The organism is Bacillus sp. FSL R5-0712 (assembly GCF_038593285.1).
Classification (GTDB): Bacteria; Bacillota; Bacilli; order Bacillales; family Bacillaceae; genus Bacillus; species Bacillus safensis.
This window is the reverse complement of record NZ_CP151981.1, coordinates 2,042,239-2,062,402: the sequence shown is the minus strand read 5'-3', so window position 1 is coordinate 2,062,402 and position 20,164 is coordinate 2,042,239. Positions and strand designations below refer to the sequence as shown.

The window sequence follows — 20,164 nt, the reverse complement described above, 5'->3', positions numbered from 1 at the left end:
AGGAATTGAGGTGTCCATTTTATGACCGATCAAAGGTTTGTTGTCGTTGATATTGAAACCACCGGGAATTCACCTAAAAAGGGTGATAAAATCATTCAAATAGCTGCGGTGGTCATTGAAAATGGACAAATTGTCGAACGGTATTCAAAATATGTGAACCCGGGAAAAGCAATCCCAGGATTTATTGAACAGCTGACAGGCATTCAGCAGCACATGGTTGACGATGCGGTGTTTTTTGAGGACATTGCCCAAGAGGTGTATGATCTCATACAGGGTGCTTATTTTGTTGCGCACAATGTTCATTTTGACTTGAATTTTTTAAATGATGAACTAAAAGCATGCGGGAAAAATGAGCTGGATGTGCTAGCAATTGATACAGTTGAGATCTCTAGAATTCTTTATCCTGAGCTTGAAGGTTATAAGCTCACTGAATTAAGTGAAGAGCTCATGCTTCCACATGACCACCCGCATAGGGCGGATAGTGATGCGGAAGTTACTGCCATGTTATTTTTAACTTTATTACATCAATTAAAACATACACCGAAAAATGTGCTGAAGCAGCTGCGCAGATTATCCTCTTATCTCCTAAGTGATATAGGACTTTTAATTAAGCAGCTTGAAACAAGCCATGCTAGCTGGGAAGATTCTTTAGTGGAAGTCGGCTCTTTTGCTGTAAAAAATGTCACCAATCCTATCAGCAGGGCGACACATTCAGTAAGTGAAGATGATGAACAGCTGTTTGAGGAAATCAAAAAGAAGCTTCCGCAAACGGTAGAAGGCTATGAGGTAAGAGAAGGCCAGCTTACGATGATGAATAAAGTGAGAGACGTGTTTCATGAAAGAGCCTATGCATTAATTGAAGCGGCACCGGGTATTGGAAAAACGCTCGCTTACCTCATCCCAGCTGCTCTAGAAGCGAGGAAATCAGGAAAACCTGTCATTATTAGTACATATTCCATACTTTTGCAGCAGCAAATGCTTCAGCGCGATGTGCCGATGTTGAATCAATTGCTTCCGTTTGAGCCTGCTGCCTGTGTATTTAAAGGTCGGGCGCATTACATTTGTTTAGATAAGTTTGAGCATGTGCTTCATGAGGAAGATGATAACTATGATGTCGTCTTAACGAAGGCGCAAATTTTAATGTGGCTCCTTGTAACAGAAACAGGTGATTTATCTGAACTGAATTTACCGTCAGGAGCTGCCAATATAAAAGACCGCATTTCTTGTGTGCATATGCCGTTTACATCGAAAAAGCGCCGTTTTAAAGAGTATTGCTTTTATGAGCGCGCCAAAAAAAGGGCAAGAACAGCTGATATAATTTTAACGAATCATCGTCTGCTTTTATCACAAACGGAGGCATCGTCTATCTTTCAGCATGCTGACGTATATGTGATAGACGAAGCCCATCAATTTGAGAAAACAGCCAATGAAACACTAGGGGATAGTGCGTCTTATATCCAGCTTCACGCGAAATTAACGCAGCTTGGCTCCTTGCAAGGCGGACTGTTAAAGAAACTGAAAAAGAGATTTCATCATGCAGGGTTACAGACAGACACCTTTATTGAAATGGATGAGTATCTCAATCAGCTTCAAATGGAAAGTGACGCTTTCTTTAGCACCGTCCATTCATTTGTGAAAAGGACAAAACCAAAAGCCGACATCAATCGTCTCATTCATAGAGTACGTCATCATTCAAAGCATGCTCAGTGGAAACGGATTAAAGAAACGGCAAGTAAGCTTTGTTCCTTGTTAATTGCTTGTGAGAAACTGTATGAACAGCAAAAAAATGAGCTTCTTCAAAAAAGTGATCAGCTGACAGAACACTTTGCCTTTGAAGCAGAGGAATACGACCAAGTCATGTCGTTTATGCATACTTTTTGCAGTACACTGTACCGGTTTATCTTTGAACCGAAAAACGATGAAACGGTTTGGATTGAAATTGATGCAAAAGGTGCCAAAAACGCAGTCTTTATGCATGCACAGCCGTTAGATACTGGGGAGCTTTTGGCTGATCGTTTCTTTATGAACAAAAAGAGTGTTGTCCTCACATCAGGGACACTCACCATCAATCACCGCTTTGATTATTGCTTGGAACGGTTTGGCCTGCAAGATTTTTACCCTCATCTTGTGCAAATTGATTCACCTTTTGAACTTGAAAAACAGCTTAAGGTCATTGTTCCAGCAGACATGCCGCCGATTACAAACCGTGATGAACGAGATTATGTAAAGCAGGCTGCGCAATATATTAAGGTTATGGAAAAGCAGCAGCATGCAAAAATATTGGTTTTGTTTAATTCACATGAGATGTTAAAAGCAGTCTATGAAGAGCTAAAAACAGAAGGGATGCAGTCAGCCCTTTTTGCTCAAGGTTTGACAGGCGGAAGCCCCGTAAAATTAACGAAAATGTTCAAATTAGCAAAACAAGCTATTTTACTTGGTACGGGTAGTTTTTGGGAAGGTGTTGATTTTCCAGGCTCAGAGCTGACAACAGTCATCATGGCACGTCTTCCGTTCAGGCCGCCTGATTCTCCTCTCATTGAAGCCAAATGTGATGCAGCTAAAAAACAAGGGAAGAATCCGTTTAAAGCCGTCGCTTTACCAGAAGCTGTGTTAACCTTTAAGCAAGGAGCTGGACGCTTGCTGCGCTCTGAAAAAGACATAGGCACATTGCTGATTTTAGACCGCCGAGTGAAAACAGCTTCATATGGAAAACTATTTTTAGAATCACTCCCTCATGCGCCGGTTCACGAGATGTCAAAAGAGTCACTTGAGGCGTATATAGAAAACCTTAACAACGAAAAGCCGCTGTCATAAGCGGCCTTTAGCTGGTGTGGGTTTGGAGTTAATTTATCGTAACGGCTTTTTGTGTTCCGTTGTAAAAATAGTATCGGTTCCCGTGCAGAAAAGTATGACTAACAATATTTACGTACCGAGGAGGAATTAGAAGTGGAAAGTAAAATAGAGGTACTTTCAACTGTTCAAATTAAGCATTCAGAAGACCTATACAAAATCGTTGATTTATTGAACAGAACGCTTAAAAGAGAAGATCTCATGTTTGGATTAGCATTAGATCAAGAAGACCAAAATCAAGCGGTATTTACGATATATCGCACATAGGGGAAGCTTGACATGAAAAAAATAGTCTGGATTATTTCATCTGTAGTGGCTCTCGTTCTGCTTATTGGCATCATCAGCTTTACGTGGATTTATCAAATTGCCATGGGACAAAGAGAACAAGGGCATGAAGCAGCGATCGAACGAGCAAAAGAACAAGCAAACATCGTACAAGTGGAGCAAGTGGAAACCTTTGTCGGGAAAGAAAAACAATTTATTGTTGAAGGGAAAAACAAACAGAATGAAACGATCTACGTTTGGGTTCCTGCCAGCAAAAAAGAAAAAGTGATCGCAAAAAAAGCAAAAGAAGGCATTACCTCGAATCAAGCAGTACAAGCCGTTCAAAAGGAGAACACGGTCTCTAAGCTAAAAGAAGTCAAATTAGCGAGAGAAGGTGACGTACTTCTTTGGGAAGTGACATACTTAAATGAAAACAATCAATATAGCTTCAGCTATGTCGACTTCTCGACAGGACACGTGGAAAAAAATTTAACACCGTAGTTTCTCCTGTCTTGCGTTGACCATGCTGATTTAGAACGGTTATAATAAAATGTATGAAAAAAGATTCACACCTGTCTAAAGGTGAGTTTCTTTCTGGCTTTGGAGGGAATTATGTTGAAAACAACGATTAATCAAGTGTTCAAACACGTCGATCAAGAAGTAACAATCGGCGCATGGATTGCCAATAAACGTTCAAGCGGAAAAATTGCATTTTTGCAGCTGCGTGACGGGACAGGCTTTATTCAAGGAGTCGTAGTAAAAGCAGAAGTGGAAGAGGAAGTCTTTAAGCTTGCGAAATCAGTCACTCAAGAAACATCTGTCTATGTAACAGGTCAAGTGACAAAAGATGAGCGTTCACCGCTAGGTTTTGAATTGCAAGTGAAATCCATTGAAGTGATTCATGAAGCGACAGATTATCCAATTACACCAAAAGAGCATGGAACAGAATTCTTAATGGATCACCGTCATTTATGGCTTCGTTCTAAAAAACAGCATGCCATTATGAAAATCCGTAACGAAATTATTCGTGCTACATATGAATACTTCCATCAAGAAGGTTTCGTGAAAGTAGATCCGCCAATTTTAACTGGAAGTGCACCTGAAGGCACAACGGAACTGTTTGCTACGAAATATTTTGATGAAGATGCATACCTTTCTCAAAGTGGCCAGCTTTACATGGAAGCTGCAGCAATGGCACTCGGAAAAGTATTCTCATTTGGCCCAACATTTAGAGCTGAAAAATCTAAAACAAAACGTCATTTAATTGAGTTTTGGATGATCGAGCCGGAGATGGCTTTTGTCGAATTCAATGAAAACCTTGAGTATCAAGAAAATTATGTGTCTCATGTTGTACAAAGTGTACTTGAAAACTGTAAAGTGGAGCTGCAAACGCTAGGCCGTGATACAGCAAAATTAGAAAATATCAAAGCACCATTCCCGCGCATCACTTACGATGAAGCGATAAAATTCTTGCAGGAAAAAGGCTTTGATGATATCGAATGGGGAGATGACTTCGGTGCGCCTCACGAAACAGCGATCGCCGAAAGCTATGATAAACCAGTGTTTATCACTCATTACCCAACATCATTAAAACCGTTTTATATGCAGCCAGCACCGGATCGTGAAGATGTTGTCCTTTGTGCAGACTTGATTGCACCAGAAGGCTACGGAGAGATTATTGGCGGTTCTGAGCGTGTTCATGATTTAGAGCTTCTTGAAGCAAGATTGAAAGAACATGGGCTTGATCAGGAAACTTACAAATGGTATACAGAATTAAGACAATACGGTTCTGTACCGCATTCAGGTTTTGGTCTTGGACTTGAACGTACAGTTGCTTGGATTAGCGGAGCGCCGCATGTGCGTGAAACCATTCCTTTCCCAAGATTATTAAACCGTTTATACCCTTAAGACGTGAAAGCCTCCAACAAATGGAGGCTTTTTCAAACGTCTTTTTAGAGAGGCACGTGAAATAAAACGTGATATACTTAAAGTGAAGAGGTGTATCCGATGAATAGGCAGCAATTTATTAATATGCAGCAAATGGGGTCGACAAGTTTGCCTAATTTGCTGATTGCTCATTATGAGCAGTTAGGACTGAATGAATCACAGATGATGGTGATGCTCAAGATTAAAATGAATGAAGAACAAGGCGTTTTCTTTCAAACATTTGAAGAGCTTTCTCAAGGGATGACCATTTCAGCGGAAGAGTGCGCGTATATGGTTCAGCATCTGATTCAAAAAGGATTTATCTCGATTCAGCCATTTGAAGACAGGTCTGGTATTCAGCATGACCGTTACTCAGTAGAACCTTTATGGGGCGTGCTGTATGACTTTTTAGAAACAAAACAGGCGAAAGAAGTTCAAAAACAACAGGTGCAGGCTGAAAAATCTTTATATGCTTTATTTGAAGATGAATTCGGCAGACCGCTGTCACCTCTTGAAGGAGAAACACTTTCGATCTGGATGGATCAAGACCATCATGATGCTGAGATGATTCGGCTAGCACTAAGAGAAGCCGTTTTATCAGGGAAATTAAATTTCCGTTATATTGATCGAATTTTATTTGAGTGGAAAAAGAAAGGGCTGAAAACAGCGAAAGAAGCAAAAGAACATAGCCAGCACTTCCGTTCTCAGCAGAAAACGCCACCTTCAAATGAAGAGACGTCCACTTATAAACGACAAGTTCCTTTTTATAATTGGCTGGAACAATAACCAATAAAGGAGAAGGCATGTTATCAAAAAAACAAATCAATGAGTGTTTAGATATTATAGGAGATATGTTTCCAGAGGCTGAGTGTGAGCTTGTTCATGCCAACCCATTTGAGCTTGTGATTGCTGTTGCGCTCTCTGCTCAATGTACGGACGTGCTTGTAAACAAGGTCACCAAAACGTTATTTCAAAAATATAAAACACCAGAAGACTATTTAAGTGTACCGCTTGAAGAACTCCAGCAAGATATTCGCTCGATTGGTCTTTATCGAAATAAGGCTAAAAACATTCAAAAGTTGAGCAAAATGCTGATTGAAGAATATGGCGGTGAAGTACCAAAGGACCGGGACGAGCTTGTTAAGCTTCCTGGGGTTGGCCGGAAAACAGCAAATGTCGTCGTTTCAGTCGCTTTTGGAGTACCGGCAATAGCAGTAGATACACATGTAGAACGAGTCAGCAAGCGTCTAGGCATCTGCCGCTGGAAGGATTCTGTGCTTGAAGTAGAGCAAACCTTGATGAAAAAGGTGCCAAAAGAAGATTGGTCTGTGACGCATCACCGTCTAATCTTTTTTGGAAGATATCATTGTAAGGCGCAGCGGCCGCAGTGCGAATCGTGTCCACTTCTTGATATGTGCAGAGAAGGGCAGAAGAGGCTGAAAAAAGGATTGGTGAAGCTGGCATGAGCGGGGCAGCTGTTTTCACCTCATATGTCGAAAAGCTAAAAGAAAAAAAGGTAGAGATTAAAGGTGATCGAGTAGATATACTGAGAGCCAATCCGCTCGCATATGATCTATCTTCAGAAGTTTTAACAGACGAGTTTCCATGGCAGGAAACGGAAGGATTTGTTCCTGTGATGTTTGAGCTGTGGGACGAATTAAAAGAAAAAATGCTTCCTCGTTTCCAAACAAGAAAATCCCGCTGTGAAGAAGATGATATGCTGCAAGGAATCGTCAGTATGATTGCGATGTTTTACTGGATCAAAGGGGAGAGTGTCCAAACGTTTGAATGGGAACATATCAAGCAAGAGACATTTCCTGTTGCTCCGATTAATTGGACGGAACGTTTAGAGTTCATTTTGCTAAAACCAACTCAATATCACTGCTTTATTCAATTGGACGAGCTATACACGGAATTAAAAAAGCAGTATGGAAAATATGAAGCATTAAAAAAAATCAGACAGCAGCGTTAAAAAAAGCACTTGCCATAGGAGGCAAGTGCTTTTTCATTATTCATCTTCTTTTCGAGAAGTAGCATTTGATTGCGAATTGGAACTTTGAGAGTTGGCTTTCTCATCATCTTTCTTTTTATCTTTATTATCAGTTTGCGAGTTGCTGCTGTTCCCATTTGTACTGTCTGAGCCATTTTCTGAAGAACCATTATTTCCGTTTTCTGTATTTCCACCTTGGTCTTGATCCTTATCCTTATCTTGATCTTTTTTGTCATCAGGCTTTTGCTCATCAGTGCCAGGGGGCTGATTTTTGTTATTGTCAGTTTGGTCTGTCTGTTCGTCGTCAGGCTGCTGCGGTTCTTCTTCTTCTTTATTCTCATCATCCGCTTTTTCTTCCTCATCTGCGTCATCCTTAATGGTGAGGAAGGTAGAAGCCGCTTTACTTGTGACATCATCTACAGTGGCTGTCACTTGGAATTTATAAGTGGAGCCAGGCTTCACATCAGAGATGACCGCTTCTTTAGCAGAGCTGTTTTGAATATCTTTATAGCCGCCATTATCAACTGCTTGCTTGACATTAAATGTAGCATCAGCGTCGTCAGAATAGCCCCAAGTCAGTGTGATGGATTTTTTCTCTTCATCATACACCGCTTTTAAGTCAGAAGGCTTATCGGCTTCTTTTTTCTCAAAAGTGTCAGACACTTTTGTTGGAACCGTACCTTTTACAAAGTATTCTGTTGTCTTCTTGTCACTTGGTGTATTCGGTCCGGCTAATTTTGCAGGATCGGATCCTTTTTCAACCGTAGCTTCAACGACACTGTCTGGTTTTTCAAATGAGCCGCTTCCATCATCAATTTGAGAAATTAATCGCTGGAAGACAATTTTGGCAACACGCTGCTCGTTTTCATTCAGCCATACTTTGCCGTCTGCATCTTTTGAATTACCGATTCCAGTCCAAACGGCTGCTGTATATTGCGGCGTATAACCGACAAACCACGAATCTTTTGCACCGCCAGAAGGGATATTGTGTGTCTTAATATCTTTTTCTATAAAGTTCGTTGTACCTGTTTTACCAGCTACTTGAACGTTCGGTACTTGTGCAAGTGTACCAGTTCCAGATTGGACAGCAGTTTTCAGCATATCTGTGATCATAAATGCTGTATAATCACTCATTGCTGCTTTTGAGTCCGGCGTAAGGTCAAGTTTTGTACCGTCATTAAATTCAACAGACGTGACAGCATGCGGTTCGTTATAGTATCCGTTATTACCGAATGCACTAAATGCTCCAGCCATCTTCAGGGAGGAGACACCATCGTCAAATCCACCGATTGAGTAGGACTCTGGAATGTCAGAAGGTAAGTCCATACCTAAGTTATTAGCGAATTGAACGGCATTGTCTGTACCAGCTTCTTGGAAAGCTTTTAGGGCAGGAATGTTACGTGATTGTGCCAAAGCACTTCTCATCGACATTTTCCCTAAGTGTCTTCTGTCAAAGTTATTAATCGGCGTACCGTTTGAGTACGTATACGGTGCATCATCAATTTGCTGATATGTTGACCATTTTTTGTTTTCAATGACTGGGCCGTAATCTAAGATCGGTTTGATTGTGGACCCTGGCTGGCGTTTTGCATCCGTCGCATAATTAAAGCCGCCGGCTGGTACATCACGTCCACCGCCAATGGCGCGAATTTCACCATTTTTCGTATCAAGCAGGGTCACACCCGCTTGCATCCCTTTCGTAAATCCAACTGAATCTCCATTGATGATATCATTTAGATGATCCTGTGCATTTCGATCAAGGGAAGTATAGATTTTTAATCCATCAGTTGATGCATCCACTTTGGCTTTTTTCTGTACTTCTTCCATCACTTCTTCAATGTAGGCAGAGTACTTACTAGAGTTTTGGCTCTTATATTTACTAGCTGAAACAACTGTCTTACTGACAGGGGTTGCTTTTGCAACGTCATATTCTTTTTCTGAAATGTAGCCTTGTTTTTTCATAAGGCTTAAAACGATATTACGGCGTTTTTCCGCTGCCTCGGGATGTTTCACTGGGTTATAAGCAGAAGGACTCTGCGGCATACCTGCAAGTGTAGCAGCTTGTGCAACGGTTAGTTTATTTAAATCTGTGACTCCGAAAAATTGTTCAGCTGCTTTCCCAACTCCATAAGCATAAGGAGAGAAGAAAATCCGGTTTAAATACATTTCTAAAATTTCATCTTTAGAGTATTTTTGCTCAAGCTGAATCGAGAGCCATACTTCCTGTACTTTCCGTTTTAACGTCTTTTGATTGGTTAGGAGGGAGTTTTTCACAACCTGTTGTGTAATGGTACTTCCGCCCTCAGCACCAAAGCCGTCCTCAACGTTTGCGACAAGGGCACCGCCAATACGGATTGGATCAATCCCGTGGTGCTTATAAAAACGTGCATCTTCAGTCGCAATAAATGCGTCTTTTACCACATCGGGTATATCTTTTATCGAGACATACGTTCTTTTTTCTGCACCAACTTCTGCAAACACTTTCTTGTCTTTATCATAAAGCTTTGAAGAGTATGGTGTTTTAAGCTTACTATCATCAATAGAAGGAGCGCTTGATGCAAAAACGGCAAAAGTTGTGATTCCGGCAACTAAACAAAGTAGACCGATCACGAGTAAAGATAAAAATATTTTTTTAAATAGACCTGCTTTCTTTTTGCCTTTTTTGTTCTTTTGCTTCTTATTGTTAACTTGACTTGCTTTACGTCGCTGTTCACGACTTGTAAATTGATCAGACATCACATCTCAACCTTTCGTGTTAAACCTTTTTCGAACGTAATTGCTGATTGCTTTCATCCGAAAAATGAAGTGTCTCCACTACTTTAATATAATCAATTCTTGGCGAATATCCAAGTGTCATTATGTGGCCAGCTTCCATTAATTCGTCTTTGCTAATGGATTTACGGCCGTTTTTCTTCTGCCGCTCCCAGAAGTAAAAGAGATCTGAAGCGGGCAAATAATAAACGGAGCCAAAAGCGGATATAATAACGAAACAAATGCCGCCTTGCTTTTCAACCTGTTTCATATGCTCAATTTGATGGTCGTGGAAATTTTTGAGCGGAAACGAGGTAGTGCTTTTGGTTTCCTTTGCTTCAAAATCGATATAGCGGCCTTTGTACACCCCGTTATAGTCTGTTGTGGATGATTGTTTAAAATAGGCTTCTTTAATGACAGCAGCACTTCTTTTTGGGTAATCCACATTCACAATTTGAACTGGGGTAGGCTTTTTATGAATGACTGCGATCCCGTTGACCAAATAGTATTGGTTCGTTTCATTTAAATCAGCCTCAAGCGTCATCCCGCGGTTACTATAAGAGGATTCGCCGCTGATTCTTTTTTTTGTCCCAATTTGTTGAATGGGCTGATACGATTTTCCGTTTGGATACCGAATCATCAAGTTTCAGCCTCCTTTTAATGCATTTTGTATTGGAGAGATCACCATGTTGTCCCAAGAAGAGCACATCATCACTCAGCAAATTTTGCGTGAAACGAAAGCAAAAAATAAAGACAACCTGACGAGGACAAATGCTTACAAGCGCTTTTATGACCGGCATCCAGAGATGAAATGGTCGCTGCTCGCTTCCTTTGTCTCGAGAAATGCTGGGTGGTCCATGACGGATTTAAAGGGCGAGCTCTTCCATCCAGGTTTAACGGATCAGCAGGGGCACCTTTTTTTCACAGCATATGAAAGAGCGAATTGGCTGATCTTTTCGGATGCTTACCCTCAGCTTCTTTTGTATGAATGGTCTAAGCGATGCAGTAAACCTTTGTTTCATCTGCTGCCTTATTTCTCCGTGTCTCGGTTTATGAGCGCTGAGTGGGAACGTTTCTGGCTAAAGCGTGACACAGAGCGTCTGCTATATGCACTCATCATAAATGAACAATATACTATACAATCTCCTATTATACAAAATCCTCTTCTGAAAAAGAATGTTTTTCACTCGATTCAATATCTTTTCAGCGAGTGGGGACATTTCCAAACCGTTGTTTTTCCAACGGTGGACGGGCATTTGTACGGCATAACCATACGGAAGTTTTCCAATGTAAAGGAGCGCATTACATTAGGTAAAAAACTAGCGAAACTATTATTTCGAGCCGATTTGTTTTCGGATTTTTATCATTTTTTGCATACCGTTCCGCATACGGGGTCTCGGTTTGATTTTGAGCCGTTTTTAGGGATCGCTAGAAGGTCAACACCTTTTCTTCGGACGGTTTATCCGGTGATGACACATTCATTAGACGATCAAAGGGAAGATTGGTTTCAAAAGAAATTGAGTCCATCTTTATTTGAGGCAGAGCCGCTGCCAAAGCAGATTGATCTGACCGACTGGTATTTCCATAAAAAAAGACAGCTTCGTTTTCTTTTCTCATTAGAGCACTATTTTTTGCATAAATAAAAAGCAGGGGGTGCCTGCTTTTTTTTACGTTGATGGACGATTAGGACCGCCGAGCTTTTTATCAAGCTGATCTGGACTGTTTTCTTTCCCTTTTGGCTTTTGCTCTTTTGGTGCTGGCTGCTTTTTCATGAAATCTACCTCCTTTTGTCCTTAGAATTTACACAATCGGACGCAATCATACAAAGAAGGACAAGCATCTGTCGAAAAGGAAGAAATAGCGCTCATCTACACTTAGATTGGCGATTTGCTTCTAGTTTTGTCATGTGTGAAGGAGGGGGAGAAAGAAAAGAGAATGTAACGAGAGACAATAAAGGAGGAATCTGATGATGAGCGAATTTGTATCAAAAGAATCCATTATGCAGTTGTTAGAGGAAATCGAGCGGAAAATTGATGCGGTGGAGGAAGAGCTGTCTCTTGCTGTGAAGCAGACGAAACGTGCAGCGATAGAAGAGCAAGAACAAATAATTGACCGGCTTGAATCAGAAGTAAAGGACTGTGAAGTGAAGCTTCATGCAGCCGAGTATAAACTGGCAGCAAGACCGGCATATCACGCCGGATAGCTTTTCTATTTGAGCAATAGGTAAACGTTTGATAGGATGGTTCATAGAGGTGAACACTTTGGATAATCAAACATTACTTGAACATACACAAAACTTGAGAATATGGATCGAAGAAGCGTATAAGCAGTACCAAAAGGGAAAGGCTGAAGAGGAATACCCATCGTATGATTTTTATACGGATATTCAGCCGGCCGTTGTTACATTTGATCAGAAAATGGAGGAGTGGCTCACCGCTGCGATCTCGTTTATTGAGCAGGCCAAACCTAGATATTTACACCAAGAACAGCTTGAAGCCGTAAAAGAAAATGGTAAAGAGGTTGTCCTGCAATCTTATTTTGGTAAACAGCACGCACCCCGTGTAAAAAATTTAGTTGAGTCAGTGGTTTACACTCTGAACCTTTTAATAGAAGAAATCAAAAAGCGCAGCTAAAGACATGATGCTGCGTTTTTCTTATGGCTTCTTTAGGCACATCTTCTGCTCTTGGTCATAATATATGAGTGACATCAATATGTGTTGAGAGCGAGAGGAGCGAGATAGATGTTCCCTTATTCAAACCAGCAGCCTTATGAATTCAATCAATTCAAGCAAAGGCCTTTTCCGTATCCAGAGATGCAGCAGCAGCCTCCGCAGCCTCCAGACTATTTCATGCCGCCGTATCAAGGTGGAGGGGGAATGAATCAGGCACCATCTACTGTTTATCAGCCGCCTTATGGATACCAAGAAAACGTGCCGCTTATGCAGCCGCCTGAAGCGATGAATCCACCCCAAATGCAGCCGCCTCCAGGCATGATGCCCATGCAGCCGCCTATGAACCCTTATCCATTGCCAAGGCCGCAAAAACAGCAGCCATCTCAATTTAAAAGTGTGCTGTCACAATTCAAAAAGACGAATGGGCAATACGATTTTAACAAAATGTTTGATACAGCTGGCCAAATGATGAGTACAATGAATCAAGTAGGCTCATTGGCGAAAGGATTTACAAGCATTTTTAAAGCATAGCTAAACCCAATAGATTGAACTATTGGGTTGTTTGCTTTGGCGCAGACACATGAAGCGATTGATCTTTCCACACACTCTTCATTTTTGTCTCATCTATTTTTGCCGGCATTAAAATCGTTTTAGTAAAACTTGAATACGAGGTAGTCGTATTCGTTTTGATTTTTTCCTGTACTGATAAGTGTAAATATTGGGCTTTTACTTCTAGCGCAATGTCTCCTTCGACAAAATGGTCTGGAAATTGAATCTCGATATACACATTCTGTTCATCCTCTGTCACATTGGTCGTAATGGATGCAAGTGAATGCGATGTGGTCATGAGTGCCTCTGCACTATTTAATATCTCGTGAAACGGGGAGGATGCAAAAAATTGTTCAATCGCTTCATATAGCATATCTTCATTTGCCAGCATTTCATGTTTTTTTTCGCCTTCATGTTTCATCTGAATCACCTCTCATCTACAGCCTATGCAGAGGGGGCTCAGGCGGTTATCAATTGATGAGAGGAAAAAATTATGATTAAATAGTGTTGAATGAAGCAAGGTGTATGGGCGTAAAGTTTCATACACGAAATAGATTTAGGAAGCAAAGCTTGAAGGGAGCAAATTGACATTGCTGAAAAAATTATTCGGTTTCGGAAAAAACCAAGATGATGTAAAGGAAGAAGTCATTTATTCTCCAGTTGATGGAGAGTTAATGGATATGACTGATGTACCAGATCCCGTCTTTTCTCAAAAGATGATGGGAGACGGCGTAGCAGTAAAACCAAAAAGTGGGACGATTGTGTCACCAGTAGAGGGTGAAATCATTCAGCTCTTCCATACAAAACATGCAATTGGCATTCGAACACTCTCGGGGCTTGAGCTTCTGATTCATATCGGACTTGAAACAGTTGGGTTAAATGGTGAAGGATTTGAAGCGCACATGAAAGAAGGGGATAAGGTGAAAATCGGGGATCCTCTTATTACGTGTGATTTAGAACTGATTGAAGAGAAAGCGTCAAGTACAGTGACACCGATTGTGATTATGAACGGTGACCTTATCGAACGACTTGATAAAGAACCAAAAGGCTCTGTAGAAAAGCAGACGTCCAAGCTCTTTACAGTGAAAATGAAATAGTTCATGAAAAAAAACTACCCATTGATAGGGTAGTTTTTTATTGAGGTGAGAACATTAATCCTCCATTGGAACCCAGCCTTGACTCGCTTCTATGACAGACCACAATCCTTCTGGAATAAGATACTTGTCTTTTTGGCTGCGTTTAATGACGGTTTCAATCTCTTGTTCTCTGCCTTCTTTAATTTTCTTTGCCCAATCTGGGTCGACGATCAGCTCTCGTGCGACAGCGATGAGAGGAATTCCTTGATTGTAAGCATGGAGTGCATCTTCAGCTGTAATGACGCTGCCTACTCCAATAAGCGGAAGAGCATCGCCGCAGCGTTCTTTTAGCAGTTCCATACGTGTCTTATTAGAATCTGCGCCTCGTCTTGCTTTAGAGCCAATCTCCATTAAAGAGATATGCAAATAATCGAGGCTTTTTGTTTTGAGAACATCCACTAATGTAAACGTCTCTGTCATTGTTAAACCAGGAGTTTCTGGTTCTTCAGGAGATAACCGGTATCCAAAGATAAACGGTTTAGCCGCATGCTCTTTGATGGCCTCTTTAACTGCATCTACAACAGCAATAGGGAAAGCTAGACGTTTTTCTTCGTTTCCTCCCCATTGATCTGTACGCTGATTGCTATGCGGTGAGTAAAATTGCTGTAATAAATAACCGTTTGCCCCGTGAATTTCCACGCCGTCAAACCCTGCTTGAACCGCTCGTCTTGCCGCTTCTTTAAAGGAGTCGATAATATGCGTAATTTCCTCTTCTTTTAAAGCGCGTGCAATTTGTTTTCCATCTTTAAACACATCACTTGGCGCAACCACATCACCGTTTGGAACTAAATGAGGGAGAGCCTGAGAGCCGCCGTGATGAATTTGAATGATGGCTTTTGTTCCTTTTGCCTGGATAGCTGAAGCCAGTTTTTTCAGGCCAGGGATATCTTCATCTCTTGCGATAGAAGGCTGTCCTTCAAATGCCTTCCCATCTGGAGTCACATTCGCACATGCTGTAATGACCATGCCCATTTCACTTGATCTAGCTGTAATGAAGTCAATTTCGTCTTTTGAAATGGTGCCGTCGTCATGAGAACCGAAGTGTGTCATTGGAGCAACCACTAACCGGCCATCAATAGAGGCGCCTCCTGGAAACGTAAATGGTTCAAATAAAGGCTTAAATTCGTTTTTCAATCTGATCATCTTCTTCCTTGATAAAATCATTTCACTTTAGAAGTGTAATAGATACTGTTACAACAGTTCAAAGTATTTGCTCATAAGTCCGCATCAAAAAATTGCCGCCTAGTCATGCAAACAAATATTCGGTACACTAGAATGAGAGGTGGACGCAATATGAAAAAGAAAACAATGAACGAACTGATAGAAGAATTAAAGAAAGACGAACAGGTAGAACATTGGCATGAAATTGAAGCAAAGCCTGCACAGACCTCACCCGTTCCTGAAAGAGTGGACGACAGGCTAAAAAAGGCGCTTGAAAAACGAGGCGTGAAAGAGCTGTATATTCATCAAAAAGAAGCCTTTGAACGAGTAATGAATGGTGAGCATGTAGTAACGGTTACACCAACAGCTTCAGGTAAAACGCTTTGCTACAATCTGCCTGTTCTTCAGTCGATTGCAGAAGACCAGACAAACCGCTCTCTTTATTTATTTCCAACAAAAGCGCTCGCACAGGATCAAAAGAGTGAACTTAACGAGATCATCCACGAGATGGATGTTCCGATTCATAGTGAAACATATGACGGGGACACCTCCCCGGCCATTCGGCAGCGAGTCAGACAAGCAGGACATATTGTCATCACAAACCCAGATATGCTGCATTCAGCTATTTTGCCTCATCATACGAAATGGGTCAGTTTATTTGAGAATTTGAAGTATATTGTCATTGATGAGCTTCATACATATCGAGGCGTTTTTGGCAGTCATGTGGCTAATGTGATTCGCAGGTTAAAACGTATTTGTGCATTTTATGGAAGTGATCCGATTTTCATTTGTACTTCCGCAACGATTGCAAATCCAAAAGAGCTGGCGCAGCAGCTCACAGGGAGCAAAGTGCATCTTATTGAACGAAACGGAGCGCCTAGCGGTAAAAAGAATTTTGTGTTTTATAACCCGCCGGTGGTGAATAAACCATTAAATATTAGACAAAGCGCTGCCACTGTCGTCAACCAATTGGCTAAAACATTTTTAAAAGAAAAAATTCAAACGATCGTTTTTGCTAGAAGCAGAGTACGAGTAGAAGTGATTTTAAGTCATATTCAAGAGCTTGTGAAAAAAGAAATTGGTCCAAAATCGATTCGCGGGTATCGCGGAGGCTATTTGCCAAAAGAGCGGCGCGTGATTGAAAAGGGGTTAAGAGAAGGAGACATTCTAGGTGTCGTGAGCACGAACGCACTAGAATTAGGGGTAGATATAGGTCAGCTAAAGGTATGCATTATGACGGGGTATCCTGGCAGTGTAGCGAGTACATGGCAGCAGGCAGGACGTGCTGGAAGGCGTCATGAGGAGGCGCTCATTATCATGGTGGCAAGTTCCTCACCCCTTGATCAATATATTGTCCGACACCCTGAATATTTCTTTAATAGACCGCCTGAAGCAGCCAGAATCAATCCTGAAAATCTCATTATTTTAGTGGATCATCTAAAATGTGCTTCCTACGAGCTGCCATTTCGGACGGATGAACAGTTTGGCGGCATGGAAGTAGAGGACATTTTGCAATACTTACATGAGGAAGGGGTTCTTCATTTTAGCGGGAACCGGTATTATTGGTCAGATCAATCGTTCCCAGCGCATGGCATCAGCCTGCGGTCTGCAAGCCAAGAAAATGTGGTAATTGTGGATCAATCCGACGTAGCGAATGTTCGGATTATTGGAGAGATGGATCGATTCAGTGCAATGACACTGCTTCATGATGAGGCGATTTATTTACATGAAGGGGTTCAGTATCAAGTAGAAAAGCTAGATTACGAGCATTTGAAGGCTTATGTGAAACAAGTAGATGTAGAATACTATACAGATGCGAATTTAGCTGTTCAGCTCAAGGTACTGGAAATCGATCAGACAACAGAGAAAGAAGCAGTATCTGTTCACTACGGTGATGTGACTGTCAACGCAATGCCAACAATTTTCAAAAAAATCCGGCTCAGTACTGGTGAAAATATCGGGTCTGGACCGATTCACTTACCGGAAGAAGAAATTCATACGAGTGCGGCTTGGTTTGAATTACACGAGGCAGAGCGGAGATTTGAAGAGAAGACACTTGAACAGCTGCTGCTTGGCATCGCAAATGTTCTTCAGCACATTGTACCTGCTTTTGTGATGTGTGACCGCTCAGATATTCATGTTGTTTCACAAATTAAAGCGGCACATACCGGTAAACCGACAGTCTTTTTATATGACCACTACCCTGGCGGAATCGGTTTAAGCAAAGAAGTCCAAGCTCGTTTCGATGAAATAGCAGGTGCAGCCATTCAGCTGATAGAGCGGTGCCGCTGTGAGAACGGCTGTCCATCCTGCATTGGCATGGAAATGAAAGAGGTGAGCGGAAAAAGCAGCATTGTTGAATTGATGTCTGTATTTTAAGGGGAAGGAGGAAGATACCTACTCATGTCTTTAAAAGGGAAATTAAATCGAATGAAGAAGCACCTGTCGCACAACCAGCCAAACGAAAAAAGGCAAAAAGCAGTGGAAGGGCAACCTCAGCCTGTGACGGCCGATAACATTCCATTTTTAAAGGAATGGGAGCAATTGGGAGCAGCTCCTTATCACTTTGAGGATTCTTTTTGTCTCATTCGAGAAGTCACCTATTCATTAGATGATAAGCATGGACTCTACTCGTTTGCGGAACTGCCAAAGATCATCGAGGCATGGAACAAAAGCAGCATCCAGCATTCTCTATCGGCTAAAGGTTACAAGCCGCATGAACTGTTTTTCTTTGATACAGAAACAACTGGATTATCTGGCGGAACGGGAAATATGATCTTCTTGCTAGGACATGCGCGGGTCTTTGCTGACAAAGTAGTGGTGAAACAGCACCTGCTCACAAATCCGGGAAATGAAGCGGCTCTTTATAAAAGCTTTCTCGATGAAGTGAACGTAGAATCACTCGTTACATATAATGGAAAATCATTCGATTGGCCGCAAGTGAAAACGAGACATACTTTGCTGCGAGATCAAATCCCTGCGCTTCCAGAGTTTGGCCACTTTGATCTTCTGCATGGGTCAAGACGGTTGTGGAAGCATAAATATGAACGAATGGCGCTGTCTGTGGTTGAAAAAGAAGAGCTGCACGTTCACCGGGAAGGAGACACACCGGGTTTTTTGGCACCGATGATCTATTTTCACTTTTTAAAGGAACAAAATCCGAAGCTCATTGAAGGGATTTTGACTCATAATGAATTAGACGTCCTTTCGTTAATCAGCCTCTACATTCATCTATCCAAAAAAATTCTATCTATGGATGCAGTAAAGGAGCACGATGAGAAATACGCGCTGGCTAGGTGGCATCTTGCGCATCGTGATGTACAGGAAGCTACGAAGCATTTGCGGGAATTAACAGGTGCTGATTTTGAACATGCCAATCAGGCGGCTTTTGATCTCTCCTTACAATATAAACGGCTAAACGAGTGGGATGAAGCAGTTCGAATTTGGGAAACATTATTTGAATCAAGTGATGTCCATTTAGCATTAAAAGCGGGTATAGAGCTTGCGAAGTGTAAAGAGCATCGCCAAAAAGATGCAAGGTCAGCTCTTTCCATCACGGAATCTTTATTATCTTTCTCATCGTTAAGCGAGCGAGACACAAAAGAGCTTGAGAAACGAAAAAAACGGCTATTGAGAAAAGCTGGGCAATGAAATATTATTACCCGGGAAAGCGCAAAAAATGACAACGTTCGGCTCTCGGCCGAAAATAAAAATTGTTTAGCACTTTTATTGTAGAAAGTCCGCGAATCCTGTAAAATAACGTTAGATATTGAATGAGGAGCGTATAGCATGTATAAGGGTCTTTTCTACTTGTTTTTTCTTGTGGTCATTTTGGTCGCTTTTGTGTTTTCAAACTATAAAGATATTTTTCTTGCCAACTTTTAAAATAGGTTAATGCATTAGTACATGTACACCTCTTAATTCATACATTGTTAATGTAAGAAAATAAAGGAGAGGGGAATGCTACATGTACCATCATCACCATCATTGCCATCCGAATGTTACACAGCCAATTGTTCATCCGACGAATCATTGCTGTACACACAGCGAGTCAACAACAATTGTGCCGCATATCCACCCGCAGCATGTGACAAATGTTCACCACCATAATTTCAAACATGTTCACTACTTCCCGCATACGTTTTCTCAGGTGGACCCGACAACACATCAACACTTTAACTGCGGTGGACCTTGCTGTAACAGATAAAGTGAATGGGACTTTTATAAGTCCCATTTTTTAAAAGCAGGTGAAAAAATGAAAATTATTGCTGTCACAGGGTACAAGCCGTTTGAGCTTGGGATATTCAAACAAGACGAGCCTGCACTTCAATACATAAAAGCGGAGCTTCAAAAAAGGCTGACAGCCCTTATCGAAGAAGGTCTGGAATGGGTTCTCATATCAGGCCAGCTTGGGGCAGAAATTTGGACAGCCGAAGTGGTGTTTGAGCTTCAGGAGGAATATCCAGCGTTAAAACTTGCAGTCATTACGCCATTTTATGAACAGGAAGAGCGCTGGAATGAACAAAACAAAGTGTTGTATGAAGGAATTCTTGCACAGGCCGATTTTGTAGAAAGTGTCACGCATAGACCGTACGAAAGTCCGGCACAATTTAAACAAAAGAACCGCTTTTTTATTGAAAAAACAGATGGTCTTCTCGTCTTATATGATCCCGAGCATGAGGGATCGCCGAAGTATATGATCAGGGAGGCGGAAGCCTATACCGATTACCCGATTATGTACATCACGATGGATGATCTAAGAGCGCAGGTTGAGGCGGAAGATCCGTTTTTTGATTAAAAGCAAGAGAAAATTTGACAACGTCACGTATTTCTGAAAAAATATACTATGAATTCACGATATGAGG

At 41.5% G+C, this 20,164-nt stretch carries 21 protein-coding genes; 16 read left to right on the top strand and 5 right to left on the bottom strand.

Features of this window, described 5'->3' with window-relative positions:
- Positions 1-21 precede the first annotated feature (21 nt).
- The 7 genes from dinG to NSU11_RS10245 all read left to right on the top strand — a co-directional run bounded on the left by dinG (position 22) and on the right by NSU11_RS10245 (position 7,012).
- The gene (gene dinG / locus NSU11_RS10275; protein ID WP_056767117.1) at positions 22-2,814 is read left to right on the top strand and encodes an ATP-dependent DNA helicase DinG; all 2,793 of its coding nucleotides are present in this window, start codon (positions 22-24) and stop codon (positions 2,812-2,814) included.
- A 132-nt stretch (positions 2,815-2,946) separates the two neighbouring features.
- A complete protein-coding gene (locus NSU11_RS10270; RefSeq protein ID WP_065214698.1) occupies positions 2,947-3,117 on the top strand; it encodes a YpmA family protein in 171 nt (56 codons plus the stop codon).
- Positions 3,118-3,129: 12 nt separating this feature from the next.
- Positions 3,130-3,615: a cell wall elongation/penicillin-binding protein regulator TseB gene (gene tseB, locus NSU11_RS10265; protein ID WP_056767115.1), complete on the top strand. Its 486-nt coding sequence runs from the start codon at positions 3,130-3,132 to the stop codon at positions 3,613-3,615.
- A gap of 114 nt (positions 3,616-3,729) precedes the next feature.
- Positions 3,730-5,022 carry an asparagine--tRNA ligase gene (gene asnS / locus NSU11_RS10260; RefSeq protein ID WP_024428109.1) on the top strand — a complete coding sequence of 431 codons (1,293 nt, stop codon included), beginning with the start codon at positions 3,730-3,732 and terminating at the stop codon, positions 5,020-5,022.
- 99 nt (positions 5,023-5,121) lie between these two features.
- The gene (locus tag NSU11_RS10255) at positions 5,122-5,826 is read left to right on the top strand and encodes a DnaD domain-containing protein (protein ID WP_024422777.1); all 705 of its coding nucleotides are present in this window, start codon (positions 5,122-5,124) and stop codon (positions 5,824-5,826) included.
- 17 nt (positions 5,827-5,843) lie between these two features.
- A complete protein-coding gene (gene nth / locus NSU11_RS10250) occupies positions 5,844-6,506 on the top strand; it encodes an endonuclease III (RefSeq protein ID WP_024422776.1) in 663 nt (220 codons plus the stop codon).
- Positions 6,503-7,012: a YpoC family protein gene (locus tag NSU11_RS10245; RefSeq protein WP_025093074.1), complete on the top strand. Its 510-nt coding sequence runs from the start codon at positions 6,503-6,505 to the stop codon at positions 7,010-7,012. Before nth ends, NSU11_RS10245 begins: the two co-directional genes overlap by 4 nt.
- 36 nt (positions 7,013-7,048) lie before the next feature.
- Here NSU11_RS10245 and NSU11_RS10240 read toward each other — a convergent pair whose 3' ends face one another.
- Both NSU11_RS10240 and recU read right to left on the bottom strand, forming a co-directional pair.
- On the bottom strand, positions 7,049-9,766 hold the full coding sequence (locus tag NSU11_RS10240; protein ID WP_056767113.1) for a PBP1A family penicillin-binding protein: 2,718 nt from the start codon (positions 9,764-9,766) through the stop codon (positions 7,049-7,051).
- 19 nt (positions 9,767-9,785) lie between these two features.
- Entirely contained in the window at positions 9,786-10,421 is a 636-nt protein-coding gene (gene recU / locus NSU11_RS10235; RefSeq protein WP_024428112.1) for a Holliday junction resolvase RecU, read from the bottom strand.
- A gap of 46 nt (positions 10,422-10,467) precedes the next feature.
- On the opposite strand from recU, the gene NSU11_RS10230 reads away from it, so the two are divergent.
- Positions 10,468-11,424, top strand: coding sequence for a DUF2515 domain-containing protein (locus NSU11_RS10230; protein WP_056767111.1), 957 nt, complete (start codon positions 10,468-10,470; stop codon positions 11,422-11,424).
- A 24-nt stretch (positions 11,425-11,448) separates the two neighbouring features.
- Here the strand turns inward: NSU11_RS10230 and sspM are convergent, their stop codons facing one another.
- Positions 11,449-11,553, bottom strand: coding sequence for an acid-soluble spore protein SspM (gene sspM, locus NSU11_RS10225; protein WP_024422772.1), 105 nt, complete (start codon positions 11,551-11,553; stop codon positions 11,449-11,451).
- 194 nt (positions 11,554-11,747) lie between these two features.
- On the opposite strand from sspM, the gene NSU11_RS10220 reads away from it, so the two are divergent.
- The 3 genes from NSU11_RS10220 (at position 11,748) to NSU11_RS10210 (ending at position 12,984) form a co-directional block, all read left to right on the top strand.
- The gene (locus tag NSU11_RS10220; RefSeq protein ID WP_025093077.1) at positions 11,748-11,984 is read left to right on the top strand and encodes a DUF5446 family protein; all 237 of its coding nucleotides are present in this window, start codon (positions 11,748-11,750) and stop codon (positions 11,982-11,984) included.
- A 49-nt stretch (positions 11,985-12,033) separates the two neighbouring features.
- Entirely contained in the window at positions 12,034-12,414 is a 381-nt protein-coding gene (locus tag NSU11_RS10215) for a YppE family protein (protein ID WP_226340828.1), read from the top strand.
- A 108-nt stretch (positions 12,415-12,522) separates the two neighbouring features.
- Positions 12,523-12,984, top strand: a complete 462-nt coding sequence (locus NSU11_RS10210) for a YppG family protein (RefSeq protein ID WP_024422769.1) — start codon at positions 12,523-12,525, stop codon at positions 12,982-12,984.
- Between the two features lie 19 nt (positions 12,985-13,003).
- Here the strand turns inward: NSU11_RS10210 and NSU11_RS10205 are convergent, their stop codons facing one another.
- A complete protein-coding gene (locus NSU11_RS10205; protein WP_056767106.1) occupies positions 13,004-13,423 on the bottom strand; it encodes an Hsp20/alpha crystallin family protein in 420 nt (139 codons plus the stop codon).
- A 169-nt stretch (positions 13,424-13,592) separates the two neighbouring features.
- Between NSU11_RS10205 and NSU11_RS10200 the strand changes: the two genes are divergently transcribed.
- Positions 13,593-14,099, top strand: coding sequence for a PTS glucose transporter subunit IIA (locus tag NSU11_RS10200; RefSeq protein ID WP_024422767.1), 507 nt, complete (start codon positions 13,593-13,595; stop codon positions 14,097-14,099).
- Positions 14,100-14,153: 54 nt separating this feature from the next.
- On the opposite strand, the gene NSU11_RS10195 is transcribed toward NSU11_RS10200, so the two are convergent.
- Positions 14,154-15,272 (bottom strand): NADH-dependent flavin oxidoreductase, encoded by a 1,119-nt coding sequence (locus tag NSU11_RS10195; RefSeq protein WP_342493572.1) that lies wholly within the window; start codon positions 15,270-15,272, stop codon positions 14,154-14,156.
- 159 nt (positions 15,273-15,431) lie between these two features.
- Here NSU11_RS10195 and NSU11_RS10190 point away from each other — a divergent pair, with 159 nt between their 5' ends.
- The 4 genes from NSU11_RS10190 (at position 15,432) to NSU11_RS10175 (ending at position 20,097) form a co-directional block, all read left to right on the top strand.
- A complete protein-coding gene (locus NSU11_RS10190; RefSeq protein ID WP_056767104.1) occupies positions 15,432-17,678 on the top strand; it encodes a DEAD/DEAH box helicase in 2,247 nt (748 codons plus the stop codon).
- Between the two features lie 24 nt (positions 17,679-17,702).
- Positions 17,703-18,950, top strand: coding sequence for a ribonuclease H-like domain-containing protein (locus NSU11_RS10185; protein WP_024422764.1), 1,248 nt, complete (start codon positions 17,703-17,705; stop codon positions 18,948-18,950).
- 316 nt (positions 18,951-19,266) lie between these two features.
- Positions 19,267-19,506: a CotD family spore coat protein gene (locus tag NSU11_RS10180; protein WP_073206049.1), complete on the top strand. Its 240-nt coding sequence runs from the start codon at positions 19,267-19,269 to the stop codon at positions 19,504-19,506.
- Positions 19,507-19,554: 48 nt separating this feature from the next.
- Complete coding sequence (locus NSU11_RS10175) at positions 19,555-20,097, top strand: DUF1273 domain-containing protein (RefSeq protein WP_056767102.1); 543 nt, start codon at positions 19,555-19,557, stop codon at positions 20,095-20,097.
- Positions 20,098-20,164 lie beyond the last annotated feature (67 nt).

Coding starts and splice junctions, on each gene's coding strand:
- NSU11_RS10240 (WP_056767113.1), bottom strand. CDS start 9,766: ATGTCTGATCAATTTACAAGTCGTGAACAGCGACGTAAAGCAAGTCAA.
- dinG (WP_056767117.1), top strand. CDS start 22: ATGACCGATCAAAGGTTTGTTGTCGTTGATATTGAAACCACCGGGAAT.
- nth (WP_024422776.1), top strand. CDS start 5,844: ATGTTATCAAAAAAACAAATCAATGAGTGTTTAGATATTATAGGAGAT.
- NSU11_RS10180 (WP_073206049.1), top strand. CDS start 19,267: ATGTACCATCATCACCATCATTGCCATCCGAATGTTACACAGCCAATT.
- tseB (WP_056767115.1), top strand. CDS start 3,130: ATGAAAAAAATAGTCTGGATTATTTCATCTGTAGTGGCTCTCGTTCTG.
- NSU11_RS10245 (WP_025093074.1), top strand. CDS start 6,503: ATGAGCGGGGCAGCTGTTTTCACCTCATATGTCGAAAAGCTAAAAGAA.
- NSU11_RS10210 (WP_024422769.1), top strand. CDS start 12,523: ATGTTCCCTTATTCAAACCAGCAGCCTTATGAATTCAATCAATTCAAG.
- NSU11_RS10220 (WP_025093077.1), top strand. CDS start 11,748: ATGATGAGCGAATTTGTATCAAAAGAATCCATTATGCAGTTGTTAGAG.
- sspM (WP_024422772.1), bottom strand. CDS start 11,553: ATGAAAAAGCAGCCAGCACCAAAAGAGCAAAAGCCAAAAGGGAAAGAA.
- recU (WP_024428112.1), bottom strand. CDS start 10,421: ATGATTCGGTATCCAAACGGAAAATCGTATCAGCCCATTCAACAAATT.
- NSU11_RS10185 (WP_024422764.1), top strand. CDS start 17,703: ATGTCTTTAAAAGGGAAATTAAATCGAATGAAGAAGCACCTGTCGCAC.
- NSU11_RS10205 (WP_056767106.1), bottom strand. CDS start 13,423: ATGAAACATGAAGGCGAAAAAAAACATGAAATGCTGGCAAATGAAGAT.
- NSU11_RS10190 (WP_056767104.1), top strand. CDS start 15,432: ATGAAAAAGAAAACAATGAACGAACTGATAGAAGAATTAAAGAAAGAC.
- NSU11_RS10230 (WP_056767111.1), top strand. CDS start 10,468: ATGTTGTCCCAAGAAGAGCACATCATCACTCAGCAAATTTTGCGTGAA.
- NSU11_RS10175 (WP_056767102.1), top strand. CDS start 19,555: ATGAAAATTATTGCTGTCACAGGGTACAAGCCGTTTGAGCTTGGGATA.
- NSU11_RS10255 (WP_024422777.1), top strand. CDS start 5,122: ATGAATAGGCAGCAATTTATTAATATGCAGCAAATGGGGTCGACAAGT.